The following is a 16868-nucleotide window of genomic DNA, read 5'->3' as shown; positions in this document are numbered from 1 at the left end:
GCCGGGCCGGGTCGCGCCGCGATCGGGTTGACCTACGCTGGTCCCGTGCCCCTCGTGCCCCGTCTAATCATCGCCGCGCTGCTCGTGCTCGCCGGTCTGGCGCTGCTCGCCGTCGCGGTCCTCGGGGCGCGCGGGCGGCTGCGGCGCAACCGCTGGATCGGGGTCCGCACCACCGAGACCCTCGCATCCGAAGCCGCCTTCGCGCTGGCCAACCGCGTCGCCGCCGCCCCGGTCGGGGCGGCCGGGGCGGTGGCGCTCGTCGGTGGGGCCGTGCTGGCCGCCGGGCCCGTCGGCGCGGTGTCGGTCGTGGTGCTCGCCGTCGCCGTCGTCGGCACGCTGGTGCTCGGGGCGTTCGGCGGGATGGTCGGTCAGCGCGCGGCGGCGACGGTCCCGGTCGAGCCGGAGCCCGTGGCCTGCGGCGGGGTGTGCGCCGGGTGCGACCTGGTGGCCGGCTGCCGCCCTACCAGCCCCACGAGCCCGGACCTCCCTTGAACGGCCCCACCACCTCCGGGGTCACCCAGCCGCCGTAGAAGCCGCCGGGCTGGGGCACCACGGTCATTCCGTCGAGGGTGATCTCGTCGAACGGCGCGGCGTAGACGGCGACGCGGTCCCGCAGCTCGGGGTAGCGGCGGTCCGGCTCGGGGTACCACCAGCCGACCTCGCGCAGCGGCTCCGCGCCGGGCACCACGACGTCGACGTAGCGGGCGACGCCCTTCCACTCGCAGAACGTGGTCTTCTCGACCGGCGTCAGGAACGCGCCGAACGCGGTGCGCGGCAGGTAGAACGTCGGCGGGTGGCTGGTCTCCAGCACCCGGACGAGGTCGGTGGTGTCGGCGACGACCACGCCGCCGTGGCGCAGCACGGCGCGTCGGTGGTCGGGCTCGGCGCGGGGCGGGCGCGGGTAGTCCCAGACGGACTCCTGGCCGGGGCCTGCGGGTTCGGGGCGGGGTCGGGGCACGGGTCCATCCTGGCGCGCCCGGCCGGCGGCCGCGCGGCGGTCAGTTGAGCTTCACGTCGTCCGGGAACGTGGCCAGCAGCGCGACCGGGACCCCCTGGCGGCGCAGCACGCGGGCCCACAGCTCGGGACCGTGCCCGGCGACGACGTCGTCGGGCAGGGCGGGCACGACGATCCAGTCGCCGCGCTCGATCTCCCCGGCGAGCTGGCGGGCGTCCCAGCCGGAGTAGCCGGCGAACACCCGCAGCCCGCGCAGCCGGGGGGCGAGTGCGCGGGGGTCGCCGTCGAGGTCGACCAGCGCCACCGGGCCGCGGACGGCGACGAGCCCGTGCACCCCCTCGACGGTCTGCCCGGTGCGCAGCGCGGCCAGGCACAGCGCCGTCTCCGACTCCACCGGCCCCCCGACGAACACCGCCTGCGGCGTCGACGACAGCGGGGCCCACGACGGGAGGACGTCGTGGACGGTGACCTCGCTCGGCCGGTTCAGCACGACGCCGAGGCTGCCCTGCTCGCGGTGCTCGATGACGTAGACGACGGTGCGCTTGAAGTTCGGGTCGGTCAGCCCCGGCGCGGCGACGAGCAGCATGCCGGGCGCGACTCCGGTCGGGTCTGGGGCACGGTCGTCCACCACGCGCCCATCGTCGCACCTGCGACCCCTGTCCAGCCTCCCCGGTGCGTAGCCTTCCCCCGTGCCGACGACCCCGCCCGAGGACCGGCTCGGGTTCGCCGGCCTCGTCGCCACGCCCGGCTTCGCCCGCCTGCTGGGGCTGCGGTTCACGGCCCAGTGGGGCGACGGGCTGTTCCAGGCCGCACTCGGCGGTGCGCTGCTGTTCAACCCGGAGCGGCAGGCCGATCCGCTCGCCGTCGCCGCGGGGCTCGCGGTGCTGCTGCTGCCGTACTCGCTGATCGGACCGTTCGCGGGCGCCCTGCTCGACCGCTGGGACCGCCGCCGGGTCCTGCTGTACGCCAACCTGCTGCGCGGGGCGCTCGTGCTCGTCGTCGCCGCGGTGGTGCTGGGCGGGGTCACCGGGCCCGGGCTGTACGTGGCCGCGCTGTCGGTGGCCGGGGTGGCGCGGTTCGTGCTCGCCGGCCTGTCGACGGCCCTGCCGCACGTGGTGCCGCGCCGGCACCTGGTCGAGGCCAACACGCTCGCCGTCACGGCCGGGGCGGCGGTCTCGGCGCTCGGCGGGGTGAGCGCGGTGGGGCTGCGCGCGCTGTTCGGCGCCGACGACGCGGGCTCGGCGGCCACGGTCGCGATCGCGGTGCTCGGGTCGGCGCTGGCCGCGGTGTTCGCCGCCGGGTTCGGGCGCGGCCGGCTCGGCCCGGACGGCACGACCGGCGGGGAGCGCACCACCGCGGCCGCCGTCGCCAGGGGGTTCGCCGACGGGGCACGGGCCGTCGCGGCCACCCCGACGGTCGCGGCCTCGTTCGCCGCGCTCGCCGCGCACCGGTTGGCCTTCGGCGTCAACACGCTCACGACCCTGCTGCTGTTCCGCTACGCCTTCACCGACCAGGGCGTCCTGCGGGCCGGGTTCGCCGGGCTGGGGGAGGCCGTCGTGCTCGCGGCGGCCGGGCTGGGGGTCGCGGCGCTGGTGGCCCCGTGGTCGATCCGGCGGATCGGCCGGGCGCGGACGGTGCGGACCGCGCTCGTCGTCGCCACCGTCACGCAGCTGTCGCTCGCCGCGTTCCTCAGCCTGCCCGCCGTCATGGTGGCGGCGTTCGTGATCGGCCTGACCGGGCAGGTCGTGAAGCTGTGCACCGACGCCGCGGTGCAGGGCGAGGCGGGCGACGGCGTGCTGGGACGGGTGTTCGCGCTCTACGACATCGTGTTCAACGTCGGCTACGTGCTGGCGGTCGCGGCGACGGCGCTGCTCAGCCCGCCCGACGGCCGTGCGCCGCTGCTGCTTACCGGGGCGGCGCTGCTCTACGTCGCCGGACTGCTGGCGCACGACCAGCAGTTGCGGCGACGCCGGCCCGCGCTGCAGTAGGCCCGCTCAGACGTTCTCGGCCGCCCACCGCCGCAGCTCCGCCTCCGCCTCGTCGCGCGTGAGCGGGCCCTGCTCCATGCGCACCGCGAGCAGGTGCTTGTAGGCCCGGCCCACCAGCGGACCCGCGGGGACGCCGAGGATCTCCATGATCGCGTTGCCGTCGAGGTCGGGCCGGATGGCGTCGAGCTCCTCCTGCTCCCGCAGTGCCGCGATCCGCTCCTCCAGCCCGTCGTAGCTGCGCTGCAGCGCGGCGGCCCGGCGGCGGTTGCGGGTGGTGCAGTCGCTGCGCACCAGCCGGTGCAGGCGGTCCAGCAGCGGACCGGCGTCGGTGACGTAGCGGCGCACCGCGGAGTCGGTCCACGCCCCGTTGCCGTAGCCGTGGAAGCGCAGGTGCAGGAACACCAGCTGTGCCACCTCGTCGACGACCGACTTCGGGTAGCGCAGCTCGCGCAGCCGCCGCCGCGTCATCTTCGCGCCGACGACCTCGTGGTGGTGGAAGCTGACCCGCCCGTCGGGCTCCTTGCGCCGGGTGGCGGGCTTGCCGATGTCGTGCAGCAGCGCGGCGAGGCGCAGGACGAGGTCGGGCCCGTCGGTCTCGCGGTCGATCGCCTGCTCCAGCACGACGAGCGAGTGGACGTAGACGTCCTTGTGCTGCATGTGCTCGTCGACGGCGAGCCGCATCGCGGGCACCTCGGGCAGCACGATCTCGGCCAGCCCGGTGTCGACGAGCAGCTCGATCGCCCGCCGCGGGTGGGCGCCGAGGAGCAGCTTGGACAGCTCGGCCTGCACGCGCTCCGCGGTGATCCGCGACAGCTCGCCCGCCATCGCCGTCATCGCGGCGACGACCCGGGGCGCGGGGGTGAGCCCGAGCTGGGAGACGAAGCGGGCGGCGCGCAGCATCCGCAGCGGGTCGTCGGAGAACGACTCCTCCGGGGTGGCCGGGGTGTCGAGCGTGCCGGCGTGCAGCGCGGCGAGGCCGGAGTGCGGGTCGACGAACGTGCGCTCGCCCGTCAGCTCGACGGCCATGGCGTTGACCGAGAAGTCGCGGCGGACCAGGTCGTCGTCGATCGACTCGCCGAAGGCGACGACCGGGTTGCGGGTGACGCCGTCGTAGCTGTCGGCGCGGAACGTCGTGATCTCGACGGTCTGGCCCTTGCGGCGCGCCCCGACGGTGCCGAACGCGATCCCGGTGTCCCACACGGCGTCGGCCCAGCCGGCGAGCGCGGCGAGCACGTCGTCGGGGCGGGCGTCGGTGGTGAAGTCGAGGTCGTTGACCCCCCGGCCGAGCAGGGCGTCGCGCACGCTGCCGCCGACGAGGTAGAGCCGGTGACCGGCCGCGGCGAACCGCTCGGCCAGCTCGTCGGCCACCGGCGGGATCGGCACGAGGTCCACGAGCGCATTGTGCTGCGCGCGGAGGAGGTCGGTGGGAGGCACGACCGGTCAGTCTAGGTGGCCTCGGCGGGGTCACGCGCCGGGACACCGGCCCGCGCGTCCCCGGTGCCTTCGCGATCGGCTCGTTACCATCGCCACATGTCCACATCCCGCGGTCGCTCGGGTGGGCGCCGCGCGGGTGGCCCACCGGACCGACGACGCCGGCTGCGCACGGTCGACGAGACGTCGGCGGGCGGCCTCGTCGTCGACCACGCCTCCGGCACGGCCGCCGTGATCGGACGCCTCGACCGGCGCGGACGGCTGCTCTGGTCGCTCCCCAAGGGCCACATCGAGGCCGGTGAGACCGCGGAGCAGGCCGCGGTGCGCGAGGTCGAGGAGGAGACCGGCATCATCGGCACCGTGGTCGCACCCCTGGGCACCATCGACTTCTGGTTCGTCGCGGAGGACCGCCGCGTGCACAAGACCGTGCACCACTTCCTCATGCGCGCCCTGGGCGGCGAGCTGTCCGACTCCGACGTCGAGGTCTCCGAGGTGGCATGGGTGCCGCTGCGGGAGCTCGAGTCGCGGCTCGCCTACGCCGACGAACGACGGCTGATCCGGCGGGCCACCGAGCTGCTGGAGGATTCGGCGTGAGACCGGTCGCGGCCCTGGTCGCGATCATCGTCGTGCTGCTCGTCGGCCCGGCCACGGGTGCGGCGCTCGCGGCACCCCGCCAGCCTGCCCCGGTCCCGGCGCCCGGTGCCCTCACCCTCGTCCTCGACGAGCTCGCCCCGCGGGTCGTGACCGGGTCCGGCCCGACCGTCCTCACCGTGACGGGCACGCTCACGAACACCGGCGACGAGACCGTCACCGACATCGGGGTGCGCCTGCAGCGCGGCCAGCCGCTCACCTCCGAGGGCGCGGTGCGCGACGCGCTGGAGGGCGACGCCCCGACCGACTCGATCGCGCCGCAGTTCCAGGAGCTCCCCGACGCGCTCGGCGTGGGCGAGCAGGTGCCCGTCCGGCTGACGGTGCCGCTGCGCGGGGCCCCCGAGACCACGCTGGCGCTGGCGGCGACCGGCGTCTACGAGCTGCTCGTCAACGTCAACGGCGTGCCCGGCGACGGCGACCGCGCCCGGCTCGCCGCGGTGCGGATGCTGCTGCCGGTGGTGGGTCTGCCCGACGTCGCCGACGCGGGCACCCCGCCCACGGCCGCCACCCCGTTCTCCCTCCTTTACCCCGTCGTCGACGTCCCGCGGCGGCTGACGACGGCGCCCGGCGAGCCCGTCCGGCTCACCGACGACTCCCTCGCCGACTCCTTCGCACCCACCGGTCGGCTCGGCGGGCTCGTCACCGCGCTCGCCGAGGCCGCCCCCGCCGGGTCCCCGGTCCGCACGGCCACCTGCGTGGTCACCGACGCCGACCTCCTGCAGACCGCCCAGGGGATGAGCCAGGGCTACGTCGTCCCCGCCGCCGACGGCTCGCTCGTCCCGGGGCGCGGCGCGGAGGCCGCGGGGGCGTGGCTCGCCGCGTTCGCCGAGGCCGCGCGCGGGATGTGCGTGCTCGCGCTCCCGTTCGCCGACGCCGACGTCGTCGCGCTGGCCCGGGGCGACCTCGCGGGCAGCGCCGTCGGGGCCGTCACCGCCGGGCGCGGGCTCGTCGCCGACCTGCTCGGCACGCCCGTGCTCGAGGGCACGGCCTGGCCGGCCGACGGCGTCGTCGACGAGGCCGGGCTGGCCGCGTTCACCGAGGGCGACGTGCGGTCGCTGGTGCTCTCCGCCGACGGGCTCGACCTGCCCGCGCAGGCCGAGTCCGCCGGCACGGTGCCCGTCGCGACGGCCGGGCCCGCCGTCACCGCCGTCGTCACCGACCCGCTGGTGACGCTGGCCGCGGGCGGCCGCAGCACGAGCACCACCGCGGTCCCCGGCCGCGGCGGGGCGGCCGCGGCCACCACGGCCGGCGGACCGCTCTCCGGTCAGGACGTGCTCGGCACCGTGGCGTTCCGGGCCGTCGAGGAGGCGCCGACCGGGGGTCCGCTGGTGATCGCCCCGCCGCACCGCTGGGACCTCGACGGCGGCGCCGCCCGGGCCCTGCTGGACGGGTTCGGCACGCTGGTCGACGCGGGGTTCCTCAGCCCGCGCGGCCTCGGCTCGGCGCTGGCCACACCCACCTCCACGGCCGAGCGCACGCTGGACTACCCGATCGACGCCGGGGCCCGCGAGGTCGCCCCGGCCGCCGTCGCGGCCATCGGCCCGGTGCTCGACGACATCGCCGACCTCGACTCCTCCGTCGTCGACGACGAGCTGGGGGTCGACCCGGACGACCTCTTCGACCCCCTGGTCCTCGGCGCCGTCCGCCCGGCCTCGGCCGCGTGGCGGGGCAGCCCCGAGCAGGCGACGGAGGCCGCCGACGCGCTGGCCGACCGCGTCGCCGAGCTCCGGGGCGCCGTCGCGGTGCTCGAGCCCCCGAGCCCGTTCTCCCTCGGCACCTCGACGTCCCCGCTGCTGCTCACGGTGGCCAACGGGCTCCCGGTGACCATGCGGGTGCGCGTCGAGGTGTCCAGCACCTCAGGGCTGCGGGTCGCACCGATCCCGGTCGTCGAGGTGCCCCCGTTCGGGCGCCGGCAGATCCAGGCCAGCGCGGAGGTCCAGCGGTCGGGGGTGTTCACCGTCGACGCCACCGTCCGCTCGATCGACGGCGGTCTGCTGGGGTCACCGAGCCGCCTGCAGGTGCGCTCCACCGCCTACGGCACGATCACCCTGTGGCTGACGGGGACCGCGGGAGTGCTGCTCGTGGTGCTGGCGGCACGCCGGATCCTGCGGCGGATCCGCTCGGAGCCGGGCCGGAACACGCCCCGGCCGCCGCGGCCGGGCTCCCCGGAGACGATCCCGGACACCGCGGAGACCGCGCTGCCGGCCGACCGGCCGGGGACGCGGCCGCCCCCGACGACCCCATCCCGGACCGGCGCGGGGGAGACGGCGACGACGGCGGGGGACCGGACGCTCCCGGTTCCCGCGCTCACCCCGCATCCCCTTCCCGCACCGAACGGACCGATCCCGGCTGGCCCAGCCACTGGCCGGAACCGACCCGCCCCGTCCGCCCCGTCCGAGCCGTCCGGCCCGCCCCCGGTGGTGCGGCGTCCGGACGTCCCGGTCCCGCCCGGTTCCGTCCCGCCGCGGCCGGGCCGACCCCCGGTCCGTCCGCCGGGGTCCCGCTAGTGCCCGGCGGCCCGGGCGGGGACGCGCACCCCGACACCCGGCAGCCCGAGGACCGGCACCCGGACGACCGACCGCCCGCACCCCCGCACGCCGGCGGCCGGGTGCCGCCGGACGCCCCGGGGCCCGTCCCGGCCGGACCCGGTCCAGCCGGCCCCGTCCCGCCCGGTGCGGTGCCGCCCGGGCCCGCCCAGCCCGGTCCCGTGCCGCCCGGTGCCGCAGCACCCGGCCCCGTGCCGCCCGGTGCCGCCCGGCCGGGCGCCGTCCCGCCCGCCGGCGGTCCGGCCGGCCCCGGCCCGCGTGCGCCCGGGCGGCCCGGTGGGCCGGTCGCTCCGCACGGACCCGGGCCGCACCCCGACGCGCCCCCGTTCGCCGGGCCCCCGTTCGCCGGGCCCCCGCCGCACGGCTCTCCTCCGCCCGGGCAGGCGCCCGGACCCCCGCAACCCGGACCCCAGCAACCCGGACCCCAGGGCCCCGGCCCCCGGCACGCCGGACCCCAGAACCCCGGGCCCCAGAACCCCGGACCGGTCCCGCCGGGCCGACCCCAGCCCGGCCGGCCCCCGGCCGGTCAGCACGCCGCCCCGCCCCGTCCCGGCGGGCCGCCTCCCGGCGCGCCCGGCGGCCCGCCCGTCCCACCGGCGGGCGGACCGCCGCCGCCCGGCCGTCCGGTCGGCGGCCCGAACCGGTTCGGCGGCCCGCCGCGCCGCCCGCCCGCTGGCCCCGGCGGGCCCGACCCGCGCGGGCGTCGACCCCAGGGACCCGCACCGCAGGGACCACCGCAGCAGGGGCCACCGCCTCAGGGACCACCGCCCGGGCTGCCCGGCGTCCCGCCGCCGTGGGCCGACTCGCGGCGCCCCGGCGCGTCGCGCCCCGACCGCAGCGGCGACCAGCCGACCAACATCATCCGGACCCGCTACGCCCCGCCGCCGAGCTCGGACGAGATCACCCAGATCTTCGCGCCGGTCACCGACGCCGAACCGGCCCCGTCGCTCGGCCGCTCCAGCAGCCTGATGGCGATCGCCAGCCTGGTGTCGCGGGTGACCGGGTTCCTGCGCCAGATCGTGCTGGTCGGCGTGCTCGGTCTCGGGCTCGTCAACAGCTCGTACACGGTCTCGAACAACCTGCCGAACATCATCTACGAGCTGCTCATCGGCGGCGTGCTGTCCAGCGTGCTGATCCCGCTGCTGGTCCGCGCCCAGACCGAGGACGAGGACGGCGGCGACACCTACACCCGCCGCCTGCTCACCCTGGCCGGCTCGGCGCTGCTCCTGGCCACCGTGGTCGCGATGGTCGCGGCCCCGCTGATCACCTCGATCTACGTCGGAGCGGCGGACGACGCCGCCACGGGCCCGCTGACCACGGCGTTCGCCTACCTGCTGCTGCCGCAGATCTTCTTCTACGGCCTCGGCGCGCTGTTCGGCGCGATCCTCAACAGCCGCGGCGTGTTCGGCCCCTTCGCCTGGGCCCCCGTCCTCAACAACGTCGTCGTGCTGCTCGTGCTCGGCGTCTTCGTGCTGATCCCGGGCGAGATCAGCATCGACCCGGTGCGGATGGGGGAGCCCAAGCTCCTCGTCCTGGGTCTGGGCACCACGCTGGGCATCGTCGTGCAGGCCGCCGTGCTGATCCCGGCGATGCGCCGGATCGGGTTCCGCTACAAGCCCACCTGGGGCTGGGACCGACGCCTCACCGAGACCGGCGGGCTGGCCCTGTGGGTCGTGGGCTACGTGCTGATCGGGCAGATCGGGCTCGTCGTCACGACCAACGTCGCGATCGCCGCCTCCCCGGGCGGCCCGGCGACCTACACCAACGCGTGGCTGCTGCTGCAGGTCCCGTACGGCATCCTCGGGGTCTCGATGCTCACCGCGCTGATGCCGCGGATGAGCCGGGCCGCCGCCGAGGGCCGCACCGCCGACGTCGTGGCCGACCTGGCGCTGGGCAGCCGCCTGTCCGCGGTCTTCCTCGTGCCGATCTCGGCGCTGATCACGGTGTTCGGCACGCCGATCGCGCTGGCGCTGTTCGCCTGGGACGCCGACAACGTCCCGGGCGCGCAGGTCCTCGGCAGCGCGCTCGCCGTCTCCGCGTTCGGCCTGCTGCCCTACGCCATCACCATGCTGCAGCTGCGGGTGTTCTACGCGCTCGCCGACAGCCGCACCCCGACGCTGGTGCAGGTCTTCACCGTCGGGGTGAAGATCCCGATGCTGCTGCTGGCGGGCGCGGTGCTGCCGCCGGAGCAGGTGGTGCTCGGCCTGGCGGCGGCCAACAGCGCGTCGTTCGTGTTCGGCGCGGTGCTCGGCCAGTTCCTGCTGCGGCGCCGGCTGGGTCCCCTGCCCACCCTCGAGGTGCTCGGGACCATGGCATCGGTCACGGTCGCGGCGCTGCTGGGCACCTTCGTGGCGTTCGGCGTGGTGACGCTCCTGCCCCTCCCGGCCGGCTGGTCGGCCCCCGCCACGGCGTGGACCTCCCTGGTCGTCGCCCTGATCGTCGCCGCGCCCGCGATGCTGGCCGCGATGAAGCTGCTCAGGGTCAAGGAGGTCGACGGGGTCGTCGACCGATTCTCCCGGCTCGCCGCGCGCGTGATTCCTCGTCGTGGGAGCGGTGCCTGACGTAGGCTGTGCGACGGGCGGAACGGCCGATCATGGTCCGGGGGAGGTACGTGGTGAGCGAGCTGGCTAGCCGCCCGTCGCCGCCCAGCGAACCCCCGGGACTGATCCCCGTGCAGGCCGGTCCGGCCGACCGCGACTCCGCGCCGCCCGCCGGCCCCGGGGCGATGCTCGCCGGCCGCTACCGCCTCCGCACCCGCGTCGGGTCCGACCTCCTCGCCGGTGCCGAGTTCTGGCAGGCCCAGGACACCGTGCTGCGCCGCGACGTCGCCGTCACGCTCCTGCGCACCCTCGCCCCCGAGCACGGGGCCATCGGCGGCGACGAGGACCCCACCGGCGCCACCCGCGCGGGGGAGATGATCGTCCGGGCGCTGCGGTCGGGGTCGTTCGAGCACCCCGGCTGCGCCCGGCTGCTCGACGTGCTCGCCCCCGGCGCCCCCGGCCTGCCGGGCGACGTGCTCGGTGCCGCCGTCACGGAGTGGGTCAACGGGCGCAGCCTCGCCGAGGCCGTCGCCGAGGGGATGCTCCGGCCGCTGGCCGCCGCCCGGGCCGTCGTCCCGCTCGCCGCCGCGGCCGAGGAGGCCCACCGGCACGGCTTCGTGCTGGGGTGCGACCACCCGCAGCGCGTCCGCGTCACCCCCGACGGCCGCGCCCGCATGTGCTTCGCCCTGCCGCGGCCCGACCTGCGCCCCTCCGACGACGTGCGCGGCCTCGGAGCCGTCCTGTTCACCCTGCTGACGTCGCGGTGGCCGCTGTCCGGCGCCGACGCCGCCCGCGCCGGGCTCCCCGCGGCCACCCGCACCGCGGCGGGAGCGCTGGAGCCGCCGTCCGCGGTGCGCCCCGGTGTGCCGCTGGAGCTCGACACCGTCGCCCGGGGCGCCCTGGGCCCGGAGAACGCGCCCGGCCACGTGCACACCGCGGCGGCCGTGCACCGCGTCCTCGGCGACGTCGTGGCCGAGGACGAGCGCAACGCGCTGTTCCCGCCCGCACACGACGGCGTCCCCTCCGACCCCGACGACGTGTGGCAGGACCGCGGCCGCCCGGTCGACCCGCCGGACCCGGTGCGCCGCAGGCGCCTGCTCGTCGGGCTGGCCACGCTGGCGGCGGCCGTCCTGCTCGTGCTGGGCTACGTCGGGGTGCAGGTCACGTCGCTGTTCTCGGACCCGTCCACCCCCACGATCGTCGTCGGCCCGAACGCCGGCGGCAGCGATCCGCCCCCCGCCGCCGACGGTGCGGCGGCTCCCGTCGCCGGACCGGTCCGGGTGGCCGAGGTGACCGTCGTCGTCGAGACGGGCGACCGCGACAACCTCAACCGGGTCAGCCGCGTCATCGACGGCGACCCGTCGAGCACGTGGAGCACGGTCACCTACCGCCAGCAGCTCCCGGCGCTCAAGCCCGGGATCGGGATCATGGCGTCGTTCGCGTCCGCGGTGCAGCTCTCCGAGCTGAGCATCACCTCGCCCAGCGCGGGCACGCGCGTCGAGGTGCGCTCGGCCCCCTCGGCGGACGCCTCCGTCGACGACACCGAGCTGATCACCGACGCCACCCTCGACGCCGGCACCACCGTCGTCGCGCTCGACGGGAGCCAGCCCGTCGAGCACATCCTGCTGTGGATCACCGAGCTCGCCCCGTCCGGTGACGGGTTCTCCTCGGAGGTCGGCGAGGTGGAGTTCCGCCGCGCGGGCTGAGTCGTCCCGTTCGGCCACGGGGGCCGAGTTGCCCCGTTCGGCCACGGGGGCGGGGGTCGCCGACCTACCCTCCGCGCGTGACCACCCCCCGGAGCGACGCGCAGCTCCTCGCCGCGCACCGCGACGGCGATCCGGGCGCCTTCGCGGAGCTGGTGGGCCGGCACACCGACCGCATGTGGGGGGTGGCGGTGCAGACGCTCGCCGACCGCGACGCCGCCGAGGACGTCGTGCAGGAGGCGCTGCTGTCGGCGCACCGCAACGCCCACCGGTTCCGCGGCGACGCGTCGGTCCGCACCTGGCTGCACCGCATCCTCGTCAACGCCTGCATCGACCGCATCCGGCGGGAGGCGGCGCGGCGCACCGTGCCCTGGCCGTCGCACGACGTCCCGTCCCGGCGGCCCGACACCGCGAGCGAGCTGGCCACGCGGATGGCCGTGGCCGACGCGCTGGCCGAGCTGCCCACCGAGCAGCGGCTGGCGGTCGTCCTCGTCGACGTGCAGGGCTTCTCCGTCGCCGAGGTGGCCCAGATCCTCGACGTGCCCGCCGGCACGGTGAAGAGTCGGTGCGCCCGCGGCCGCACCCGGCTGGCGCGGTTGCTCGGACACCTGCGGGAGGAGGCGTGATGACCGACCCGGACGTCGAGCTGCTGGCCGATCTCGACGCCGGCCTGCTCGCCCCCGCCCGCGCCGACGAGGTGCGCCGGGCCGCGCTGGCCGACCCCCGCTGCGCCGCGGTCCTCGACGCGCTGGCCGCTACCCGGGCCGACCTCGCCGCCCTGCCGGTGCCCCCGGCACCGGCCGTTCTGGGGCGCTGGACCGCGCCCGTCGACGATCCCGGCGCCGACCCGGGCCCGCCCGACACCGCGCCGCCCGACTCCCCGTCCACCGCCACCGGGCCGTCCACCGTCGCCGGCCACCCCCGGCGGGCCGCCGGGCCGTCCCGGATCCCGACCGGCGCCGTGGACGGCCGGCGCGCCCGCCTGCGTCCCGGTCCGGCCCGGTCCGGGGCCGGTCGCCGGGCGCGATGGGTCCTCGCCGCAGCCGCCGCGGCCGCCGTCGCGCTCGTTCCCGGCCTGCCGGCGACCCGCTCCGACGGGGTGCTCGACGTCGACCGGGTGGAGCTGGCCGCCGCCGCCCGCTCCACCGTCGGGCTCACCGACCTCGGGGCACTCGCCGACCCGGCCCGCCGCGACGGGTGCCTGAGCGCCGTCGGGGTCGACGGGGCCCGGGTCCTGGGCGGGCGGCAGGTGCGGCTGGAGGGCGCACCGGGGGTGCTGCTGGTGCTGTCCACGGGCGAGCTGGGGCGGTTCCGGGTGCTGGTCGTCAGCCCGTCCTGCTCCGTGCTTGACGACACGGTGGTCGGCGGTCCCTAGCCCGGTCCGGCACGGAATGTCGGCCCCTGGGATCGTGTTGCAGGCGATGTACCACCGCACAGTCGAGAGGACGGGGTAGCAGTGACCACCGACGAGGTGCACGAGCTGATCATCATCGGCTCCGGACCGGCCGGCTACACGGCCGCGGTGTACGCCGCGCGCGCGCAGCTGGCCCCTCTGGTCTTCGAGGGCACGCAGTTCGGCGGTGCGCTGATGACCACCACGGAGGTGGAGAACTACCCCGGCTTCACCGACGGCATCATGGGCCCGGAGCTCATGGAGCAGATGCGCGGCCAGGCCACCCGCTTCGGGGCCGACCTGCGCGCCGAGGACGTCGAGAAGGTCTCGCTGACCGGCGACGTCAAGACGGTCGAGGCCAACGGGGTCACCTACCGGGCCCGCGCCGTCATCCTCGCGATGGGGGCGGCCGCGCGGTACCTGAACGTGCCCGGCGAGCAGGAGCTCCTCGGCCGCGGCGTGTCCTCCTGCGCCACCTGCGACGGGTTCTTCTTCCGCGACCACGACATCACCGTGGTCGGGGGCGGCGACTCCGCGATGGAGGAGGCCACCTTCCTCACGCGCTTCGCGAAGTCGGTCACGATCGTGCACCGCCGCGAGGAGTTCCGGGCGTCGAAGATCATGCTGGAGCGGGCCCAGAATGACCCGAAGATGCGCTGGGCGCTCAACGCCGAGGTCGTCGGCGTCGAGGGGGAGGGCAGCGTGTCGGGCCTGAAGCTGCGCGACACCGTCACCGGCGAGGAGCGCACGCTCGACGCCACCGCGATGTTCGTCGCGATCGGCCACGACCCGCGCAGCGAGCTCGTCAAGGGCCAGCTGGAGCTCGACGACGCCGGCTACGTGAAGGTGCAGTCGCCCAGCACGCACACCGCGATCCCCGGGGTCTTCGCCTGCGGCGACCTCGTCGACCACACCTACCGGCAGGCGATCACCGCGGCCGGTTCCGGCTGTTCCGCGGCGATCGACGCCGAGCGCTGGCTCGCCGACGGGGCGGTCAGCACAGAGATGGCGGGCGGTGGCTACGGCCAGGCGTCCGAGCAGGTCGCTGCCGTCACCGGCTGAGACCGTCCGACCAACACGAGAGGGAGCAATCCACCCATGGGCAACAACACCGTCGACGTCACCGACGACACCTTCGACGCCGACGTCCTCAAGAGCGACAAGGTCGTCGTCGTCGACTTCTGGGCCACCTGGTGCGGCCCGTGCAAGATGGTCGCGCCGGTGCTGGACGAGATCGCCGGTGAGAACAAGGAGAAGCTCACCGTCGCGAAGCTCGACATCGACGCCAACCCGGAGACCGCCCGGACGTTCCAGGTCATGTCGATCCCGACCATGATCGTGTTCCAGGACGGCAAGCCGGTCAAGCAGATCGTCGGCGCCAAGCCGAAGGCCGCCCTCCTCAAGGACCTGGCCGACTACCTGGGCTGATCCCGGCCCGCGTGCTCCGCTCCCGGTGGAGCGGGGCACGCTTTTATCACGACTCGAACACGCCGGGGAACCGACCGCTGTCCTCCTTCCGGGTACCGGCAGGGCACAATGAGTCCCCGGACCGCCCGGAGTCGGGTGGTGTGAGCGACACCGAGTGAGGGGTGCATGCAGCTGTTGCGCCGAGGTGACAGCGGTCGGGCCGTGGTCGAGGTCCGGGCGACGCTGCGGCAGTTCGGCATGCTGCCCGGGCCACAGCCCGGCTTCCCGGACGAGATCTTCGACGTCCACGTCGAACAGGCCGTCCGGGCGTTCCAGCAGCGCCGGGGCCTGATCACCGACGGGATCGTCGGGCCGGCCACCTACCGCGCACTGCGCGAGGCGGGCTGGAGCCTGGGCGACCGGATGCTCGCCCTCATGATCTCCGCGCCGATGAGCGGCGACGACGTCACCACGCTCCAGGAGCGCCTCCTCGAGCTCGGGTTCGACCCGGGGCGCCCGGGCGGCGTGTTCGACGAGCGCACGGAGAAGGCGCTGCGCGCGTTCCAGCGCGAGTACGGCCTCGTCCCGGACGGCGCCTGCGGGCCCGCCACGCTCCGCTCGCTCAAGCAGCTGGGCCGCAAGGTCACCGGCGGGCGCCCGCACCTGCTGCGCGAGCAGGAGCTGCTGCGCGAGGCCGGCCCGCGGATGCGCGGCAAGCGGATCGTCGTCGACCCGGGGCACGGCGGGCTCGACCGCGGCGTCGCCGTCGCCGGGGCCACCGAGGCCGACCTGATGTGGGACCTCGGCCGCCGGCTCGTCGGCCGCATGACGGCCACCGGCATGGAGGCGATGCTCTCGCGGCGCGAGGACACCTGCCCCACCGATCTCGAGCGGGCGGAGTTCGCCAACAGCGCGGGCGCCGATCTCGTGCTGTCGCTGCACACCGACGCCAACCAGAGCATGCACGCCAACGGGCTGGCCACGTTCCACTTCGGCAACGGCTCCGGCTCCACCTCGACGGTGGGCGAGGCCCTGGCCGGGCTGATCCAGCGCGAGCTGCTCACCCGCACCGCGATGACCGACTGCGGCACCCAGGGCCGCACCTGGGAGCTGCTGCGGCTGACGCGCATGCCGACGGTGCGCATCGAGGTCGGCTACCTGACCAACCTCGGCGACCGGCGCAACCTGCTCGACCCCGGATTCCGCGACGTCGTGGCCGAGGGCATCCTCGTCGGCGTCAAACGGCTCTACCTGCTCGGCCAGAACGATCAGCCGACCGGAACGTTCACCTTCTCCGACGTGCTCGCGCGCGAACTGGAGCGGGGCGGGGCGCAGGCGATCTGAAGGCGCGTCCCGGGCCCCTCACCTGCGGTGACCCGGGACAGGGCGCCAGCGTTGATCTCAGGGCGCCCTGAGATCGCCGCTGACGGGTGATCAGGACCGGGCCGGTACCCGCTCGACGGGCGCCGCGGCCTGCATCGGGATCGTGATCGAACCCAGCAGCTGCTCGAGCGCCGCCTCGACGTCTTCCTTCCACGTCATCGCCGACCGCAGCTCCATCCTCAGCCGCGGCCAGCGCGGGTGCGGGCGCACGGTCTTGAAGCCGACGCTGCGCAGGAAGTCGGCCGGGATCATGCAGCCGGGCTCCGTGCCGGGGCGCGCCTCGCCGAAGACCTCGATCGCCTTGACGCCGCGGCGGGTCAGGTCGCGCACGACCGCCTGCGCGAGCATCCGGCCCAGGCCCTCGCCCGCGAACTCCGGCATCACCTGCATCGTGGTGAGCAGCACGGCGTCGGCGCTGACCGGACCGGTCGGCAGTTCGGCGGCCCGGGGGGAGGCCGAGGGCGGCGCGTAGATGACGTAGCCGGCCGGGGCGCCGTCGACGTGGACGATCCGCCCGCACGACCCCCACTCCAGCAGGACCTCGGAGACCCACGCCTCCTTCTCCAGCTCCACCGAGCCAAACTCGACGGCCTGCTTGCCGAGCGTCTCCGACAGCTCCCAGAACACGCACCGACGACACCGCTTGGGCAGATCGTCCAGATTGTCCAGAGTGATCGGAGCAACGTGCCAGGACACAACTACCTCCGGCGGCGAGCTCCACGATGCCGCCGCCCGACGCGCCGACGTCCCGACGATAGATCGATCCAGCGCGGGAGACCAGGCATTGTGCTGCGACCGGTGCCTCACCCACGACGAAGGGCAGCGTTCCACCCCACCTGGTTACACTCGATCGGATCTCTACCTCCGGGAG

At 75.9% G+C, this 16868-nt stretch carries 16 protein-coding genes; 11 read left to right on the top strand and 5 right to left on the bottom strand.

What is annotated here, in order from left to right:
* The first annotated feature begins 45 nt into the window (after window positions 1–45).
* The gene (locus tag H6H00_RS08790) at window positions 46–492 is read left to right on the top strand and encodes an SdpI family protein (protein WP_255425650.1); all 447 of its coding nucleotides are present in this window, start codon (window positions 46–48) and stop codon (window positions 490–492) included.
* Here H6H00_RS08790 and H6H00_RS08785 read toward each other — a convergent pair.
* Both H6H00_RS08785 and H6H00_RS08780 read right to left on the bottom strand, forming a co-directional pair.
* Window positions 461–958, bottom strand: a complete 498-nt coding sequence (locus H6H00_RS08785; RefSeq protein ID WP_185720812.1) for a DUF427 domain-containing protein — start codon at window positions 956–958, stop codon at window positions 461–463. The genes H6H00_RS08790 and H6H00_RS08785 overlap by 32 nt on opposite strands.
* A gap of 40 nt (window positions 959–998) precedes the next feature.
* The gene (locus H6H00_RS08780; RefSeq protein WP_255425649.1) at window positions 999–1586 is read right to left on the bottom strand and encodes a YqgE/AlgH family protein; all 588 of its coding nucleotides are present in this window, start codon (window positions 1584–1586) and stop codon (window positions 999–1001) included.
* Window positions 1587–1644: 58 nt separating this feature from the next.
* Here H6H00_RS08780 and H6H00_RS08775 point away from each other — a divergent pair, with 58 nt between their 5' ends.
* Window positions 1645–2943, top strand: coding sequence for an MFS transporter (locus H6H00_RS08775; RefSeq protein WP_185720811.1), 1299 nt, complete (start codon window positions 1645–1647; stop codon window positions 2941–2943).
* Between the two features lie 6 nt (window positions 2944–2949).
* On the opposite strand, the gene H6H00_RS08770 is transcribed toward H6H00_RS08775, so the two are convergent.
* The gene (locus tag H6H00_RS08770) at window positions 2950–4377 is read right to left on the bottom strand and encodes a CCA tRNA nucleotidyltransferase (RefSeq protein ID WP_185720810.1); all 1428 of its coding nucleotides are present in this window, start codon (window positions 4375–4377) and stop codon (window positions 2950–2952) included.
* 96 nt (window positions 4378–4473) lie between these two features.
* Here H6H00_RS08770 and H6H00_RS08765 point away from each other — a divergent pair, with 96 nt between their 5' ends.
* Both H6H00_RS08765 and H6H00_RS08760 read left to right on the top strand, forming a co-directional pair.
* Window positions 4474–4968 (top strand): NUDIX hydrolase, encoded by a 495-nt coding sequence (locus H6H00_RS08765; protein ID WP_185720809.1) that lies wholly within the window; start codon window positions 4474–4476, stop codon window positions 4966–4968.
* Window positions 4965–7532, top strand: coding sequence for a DUF6049 family protein (locus H6H00_RS08760; RefSeq protein ID WP_185720808.1), 2568 nt, complete (start codon window positions 4965–4967; stop codon window positions 7530–7532). The genes H6H00_RS08765 and H6H00_RS08760 overlap by 4 nt, the downstream gene beginning before the upstream one ends.
* On the opposite strand, the gene H6H00_RS08755 is transcribed toward H6H00_RS08760, so the two are convergent.
* Window positions 7529–7867 (bottom strand): hypothetical protein, encoded by a 339-nt coding sequence (locus H6H00_RS08755; RefSeq protein ID WP_185720807.1) that lies wholly within the window; start codon window positions 7865–7867, stop codon window positions 7529–7531. The genes H6H00_RS08760 and H6H00_RS08755 overlap by 4 nt on opposite strands.
* Window positions 7868–8344: 477 nt before the next feature.
* On the opposite strand from H6H00_RS08755, the gene murJ reads away from it, so the two are divergent.
* The 7 genes from murJ to H6H00_RS08720 all read left to right on the top strand — a co-directional run bounded on the left by murJ (window position 8345) and on the right by H6H00_RS08720 (window position 15958).
* Window positions 8345–10132 carry a murein biosynthesis integral membrane protein MurJ gene (murJ, locus tag H6H00_RS08750; protein WP_379540066.1) on the top strand — a complete coding sequence of 596 codons (1788 nt, stop codon included), beginning with the start codon at window positions 8345–8347 and terminating at the stop codon, window positions 10130–10132.
* Window positions 10133–10185: 53 nt separating this feature from the next.
* On the top strand, window positions 10186–11817 hold the full coding sequence (locus H6H00_RS08745) for a protein kinase family protein (protein WP_255425648.1): 1632 nt from the start codon (window positions 10186–10188) through the stop codon (window positions 11815–11817).
* A 77-nt stretch (window positions 11818–11894) separates the two neighbouring features.
* Window positions 11895–12440, top strand: a complete 546-nt coding sequence (gene sigM / locus H6H00_RS08740) for an RNA polymerase sigma factor SigM (RefSeq protein ID WP_185720804.1) — start codon at window positions 11895–11897, stop codon at window positions 12438–12440.
* Window positions 12440–13189 carry an RsmA family anti-sigma factor gene (locus H6H00_RS08735; RefSeq protein ID WP_185720803.1) on the top strand — a complete coding sequence of 250 codons (750 nt, stop codon included), beginning with the start codon at window positions 12440–12442 and terminating at the stop codon, window positions 13187–13189. The genes sigM and H6H00_RS08735 overlap by 1 nt, the downstream gene beginning before the upstream one ends.
* A gap of 81 nt (window positions 13190–13270) precedes the next feature.
* On the top strand, window positions 13271–14269 hold the full coding sequence (gene trxB / locus H6H00_RS08730) for a thioredoxin-disulfide reductase (protein ID WP_185720802.1): 999 nt from the start codon (window positions 13271–13273) through the stop codon (window positions 14267–14269).
* A gap of 36 nt (window positions 14270–14305) precedes the next feature.
* On the top strand, window positions 14306–14635 hold the full coding sequence (gene trxA, locus H6H00_RS08725) for a thioredoxin (RefSeq protein WP_185720801.1): 330 nt from the start codon (window positions 14306–14308) through the stop codon (window positions 14633–14635).
* Between the two features lie 165 nt (window positions 14636–14800).
* Window positions 14801–15958, top strand: coding sequence for an N-acetylmuramoyl-L-alanine amidase (locus H6H00_RS08720; RefSeq protein WP_185720800.1), 1158 nt, complete (start codon window positions 14801–14803; stop codon window positions 15956–15958).
* A gap of 90 nt (window positions 15959–16048) precedes the next feature.
* Here the strand turns inward: H6H00_RS08720 and H6H00_RS08715 are convergent, their stop codons facing one another.
* Entirely contained in the window at window positions 16049–16693 is a 645-nt protein-coding gene (locus H6H00_RS08715) for a GNAT family N-acetyltransferase (protein ID WP_185720799.1), read from the bottom strand.
* Window positions 16694–16868 lie beyond the last annotated feature (175 nt).

The organism is Pseudonocardia petroleophila (genome assembly GCF_014235185.1).
In the GTDB taxonomy this organism is placed as follows: Bacteria; Actinomycetota; Actinomycetes; order Mycobacteriales; family Pseudonocardiaceae; genus Pseudonocardia; species Pseudonocardia petroleophila.
This window is presented reverse-complemented; position numbering and strand designations above follow the sequence as displayed.

Excerpts from the sequence above, each read along its gene's own strand:
- H6H00_RS08765 (WP_185720809.1), top strand. The coding sequence starts at position 4,474 with ATGTCCACATCCCGCGGTCGCTCGGGTGGGCGCCGCGCGGGTGGCCCA.
- H6H00_RS08735 (WP_185720803.1), top strand. The coding sequence starts at position 12,440 with ATGACCGACCCGGACGTCGAGCTGCTGGCCGATCTCGACGCCGGCCTG.
- trxA (WP_185720801.1), top strand. The coding sequence starts at position 14,306 with ATGGGCAACAACACCGTCGACGTCACCGACGACACCTTCGACGCCGAC.
- H6H00_RS08720 (WP_185720800.1), top strand. The coding sequence starts at position 14,801 with ATGCAGCTGTTGCGCCGAGGTGACAGCGGTCGGGCCGTGGTCGAGGTC.